At 39.4% G+C, this 3425-nt stretch carries 4 protein-coding genes; all 4 read left to right on the plus strand.

Translation table 11 applies throughout. From position 1 onward, the window contains the following. The first annotated feature begins 33 nt into the window (after nt 1–33). The 4 genes from A0739_RS10690 to A0739_RS09605 all read left to right on the plus strand — a co-directional run bounded on the left by A0739_RS10690 (nt 34) and on the right by A0739_RS09605 (nt 3373). Nucleotides 34–1884, plus strand: a complete 1851-nt coding sequence (locus A0739_RS10690) for a pre-toxin TG domain-containing protein (RefSeq protein WP_231082586.1) — start codon at nt 34–36, stop codon at nt 1882–1884. Continuing rightward, entirely contained in the window at nt 1884–2243 is a 360-nt protein-coding gene (locus tag A0739_RS09595; protein ID WP_061587811.1) for a hypothetical protein, read from the plus strand. Before A0739_RS10690 ends, A0739_RS09595 begins: the two co-directional genes overlap by 1 nt. A 327-nt stretch (nt 2244–2570) precedes the next feature. Next, complete coding sequence (locus A0739_RS09600; protein WP_061587812.1) at nt 2571–2975, plus strand: hypothetical protein; 405 nt, start codon at nt 2571–2573, stop codon at nt 2973–2975. Continuing rightward, nucleotides 2972–3373 (plus strand): hypothetical protein, encoded by a 402-nt coding sequence (locus A0739_RS09605; RefSeq protein ID WP_061587813.1) that lies wholly within the window; start codon nt 2972–2974, stop codon nt 3371–3373. Before A0739_RS09600 ends, A0739_RS09605 begins: the two co-directional genes overlap by 4 nt. The last annotated feature ends 52 nt before the right edge of the window (nt 3374–3425 follow it).

The following is a 3425-nucleotide window of genomic DNA, read 5'->3' on the forward strand; positions in this document are numbered from 1 at the left end:
AAAAACTCTGGGAATCATTCCGCGAGGTGATCAATGACCAAAGATGTAGAACTTCATTCATCGACCTGGAAGACGATGAAACAAGCCATAACGGGCCTCACTGAAAATGCCACAGTTTCTAGCAGTGGCTATGGAAATTACACAAATGCTCAAGCAGGGAGCTATAGTACAGGCACAGCTTCGACCGGATTTGCCAAACGGGTGGAGGATCTGGTCAAGATTTCTGAGAAGGTCCAGAAACTCATCAAGGAAAAGGATACGGACGGTGTTGTTTCCTATACCTATCACGATGAAACCAGCACTGCCCAAACTCTGCAAGCCAAACTCTCAACCTTGGAGCGATATGCTGAGAATGTGAACACCTACATCAATAAGAAAATCGACCGCCCCTTCTATGAGGCTATGGACAAAGTCGGAGCCAAACTTGAAGCCCTTAACATTCAAAAGTATAAAACGACTAACAAGATAGGCTATAAGCGCATCGAGTCTGTGAAAGATGTCTACGGCCATCCTGTCGGTACCAAGGAAGTCACCCCACCTGAGATAGGGATTGACGAACTCTACAAGGTTGATAGCCCTTATAAGGCGTCACTGAAGAAAAGCTATGAGAAGTATAAGAAGAGTAAGGACTATAAGGATCATAGGCTGACCGAGACGGAATATGTCCAAGTTATGCACCAAACTCGATCTTTCGAGTATGTATCGATTGATGATGAAAAGTCCACTATCGAGATGTGGCGGGATTTGACTCTGAGCGCGGCTACAGTTGTCTTGCTGGTCTTCTGCCCCCCTGCTGGTGCGGTTCTATCAACGGTCGTAGCAGCAGCGGATATGTACTCTGCCGCTTCTGGCAAGGACTGGGGTACTGGGCGCGAGCTGGATGGGAACGAGAGAGTTATTAGGGGAGCCTTTGCCCTGCTTGACTTGATCCCAGCAGGTAAATATCTAAGTGGCTTGGCCAAGACAGGAAAGACTGTAGGGCTCACCGCTGTTAAGACTAGTATCAAAACAGCAGTGAAGGAAGGCGTCGAACAAGGTGCTAAGAATTTCGATACCTTTAAAGGGCTCTTGAAGAAGACCAAGGGGCTGGGGGATAATATCTTTTCTCAAATTAAAACCTTTGGCAAACAGCTAGACAATCTCCGACCAAGTAAGATTCTATCGAATTCGGCAGATGATCTAAGTGACGCGGCTCAGAGATTTAGTTTGAACTCCCTAGAACAACTGCAACCAGTGACAGGCTCTATTCCATTTGAAGGAGGTAAGTTAACACATCAGGCAGATAATCTCAGTGCTTTCGCAAAGAATCTAGATGGCAGTGTGGATGATGTTGTGGAAGCTAACCGGTTCTCCTCGGAGTGGCATAATTTGCAGAAAAGTTTTCCGGATTCAGGATTATCAGAACGACAATCAGAAAAGATAGTCAATATTAAACCAAGTGAAACAATTAAACGACCAGATCCAGAGGAATATTTGAGTTCTAATTATATTAAAGAACATAATGCCTTATTTGACGAAGGGGTGGCAGCTTTTGCTAAAAATGATTATTGGATTCAAAAAGAAGGTTATTTTGGTCGACCGGATGGTGCATTTGTCTTTCCAAAAGATGTAGCTGAAGCTATGGTCAAGGAAGCTGATGGTGATCCCCGTGTACTTGAAAAACTTTTGGGACTTGATAAAGGTAGTCTTGGAAATAATCCAATTATGATCGAACCTAAGGAAGTTGAAAATCTGAGGATTCCAAGTGGCAATGAGGGCGGAGCAAGCGGGAATGTTCAATGGCGTCCGGGTGGTAAGACCTATCCGGGTGGTGTTCCAGAATCTGTGATTGACAGAGTTCCTAAAGATAAATTGAACATTAAAGAATTGTGGAGTGAACAATAATGAAAGAAATACCAACAAAAAAAGGTGATATGTTAGAAATTTATGAAGCCAATGGTAAGTATATTTTAAAGTATCCAACTTTCAATATCACCATGCCAGAGGTTGTTAAAGAAATCCCTAAAGAAGCAGTGGATAGCTATTTAGCAGGAGAACATGATGGTGAAGAATTAATTAATTATGCTAATTTCGGATTTTGGAAATCAAAAATTAGTCAAGAAGATGCTAACATACAATTTTTAAGAGATAATCCAGAATTTCTTCTTATTGATACAGATAGAAAGAGACACTATTTCTCCGAAAAAGAATTTGAAGAATTGTTAAAAAAAGCTCATGAAGTTTCTGATGCAGATGATAAGTAATCATTCTCTGTATTAAAGAATATAAGAGACAGAGTTCTTGCTCTGTCTCTTACGTATTATAAGAAAATTTTTAGGCAGTAAGCTCAGACCATCAGCTGTTGCACGCTATGAGGCTGGTCTTTTTGATGAGAATGCCCGTCTAGCCTATGGAAGCCAGAAGAACGTGGAGAGAAGCTAACACATCTAGCCGATAATCTCAGTGCTTTCGCAAAGAATCTAGATGGTAGTGTAGAGGAACTTTCAGAAAATACAGTTAAGTTTTTTGAAAAACCTCTTTCTACTATTGACAGATTTAATGAGATATATATTGTTAGTTATGCGGAAACTATGAAAAAAAATTATACAGAAATTGATGTTGCTAAATTAACTGATTTAACAACACACAATACAGAATCAAAGACCGCCTTACTTGGTTATTTTCAGCCTAATAGTGTAACTTCTTATGAGCAAGTGGCTCATGCTAATGGCTGGACTTACTTTGATGCTGGAAGTAATGGTTGGAACGCAATGTGGAAAGTGGATCCAGACTTAGCTTATAAAGTAAATGATGAATTCTTGCTAAAACAGATTCAGGAAGGAAAGAATTTTATATTGAGTTCCAATCCAGAAACTGCAGATTTTGTATTTCATACGACTGGTAAAGGGGAATCATTTATGAACGAAATGAATATTCTAAGAGAAAATGGATATAAGTTTGAGAATTTCGGAAATATGTGGAGGGCTTATAAATGAGCGAAGTATACTTGCCTACAAGAGATAGTTTGGGTTATCAGAATGTCAAACAAGCTTTAGAGAAAATTTTTTCGATTGATCTTGATACAATTGTGATTAATGAAGGAGATGATGAAAATTTTAATTTTCCGTTCATGTATAATGGTTATCATATGACAATAGGTATTTCATCAACCGGTAAAAATACGCAATTGGAAGCTGGAGAGGGTGGCTTATTTAACATTTGGTTCACTCGAATTGATGAACAGAGATTTTCAATCACTTTTTTATCCAAGGTTATTGATGATAAGAGTATAAGAAGAGTGTATGGACGTGATGAAGAATCAGTCGAACGGACTTTGAATATATTGAAAGACTTTCTAAATTCAGATAAAGCGGAAGTTCTATTGAAGAATTGAATTAATGTCTAGATTTTGTCACGGTGGTGGTGGATCTAACGAAATCACCATG

Origin of the sequence: Streptococcus oralis (genome assembly GCF_001588645.1) — a bacterium.
In the GTDB taxonomy this organism is placed as follows: domain Bacteria; phylum Bacillota; class Bacilli; order Lactobacillales; family Streptococcaceae; genus Streptococcus; species Streptococcus oralis_AB.

Excerpts from the sequence above, each read along its gene's own strand:
- A0739_RS10690 (WP_231082586.1), top strand. The coding sequence starts at position 34 with ATGACCAAAGATGTAGAACTTCATTCATCGACCTGGAAGACGATGAAA.
- A0739_RS09595 (WP_061587811.1), top strand. The coding sequence starts at position 1,884 with ATGAAAGAAATACCAACAAAAAAAGGTGATATGTTAGAAATTTATGAA.
- A0739_RS09600 (WP_061587812.1), top strand. The coding sequence starts at position 2,571 with ATGAAAAAAAATTATACAGAAATTGATGTTGCTAAATTAACTGATTTA.
- A0739_RS09605 (WP_061587813.1), top strand. The coding sequence starts at position 2,972 with ATGAGCGAAGTATACTTGCCTACAAGAGATAGTTTGGGTTATCAGAAT.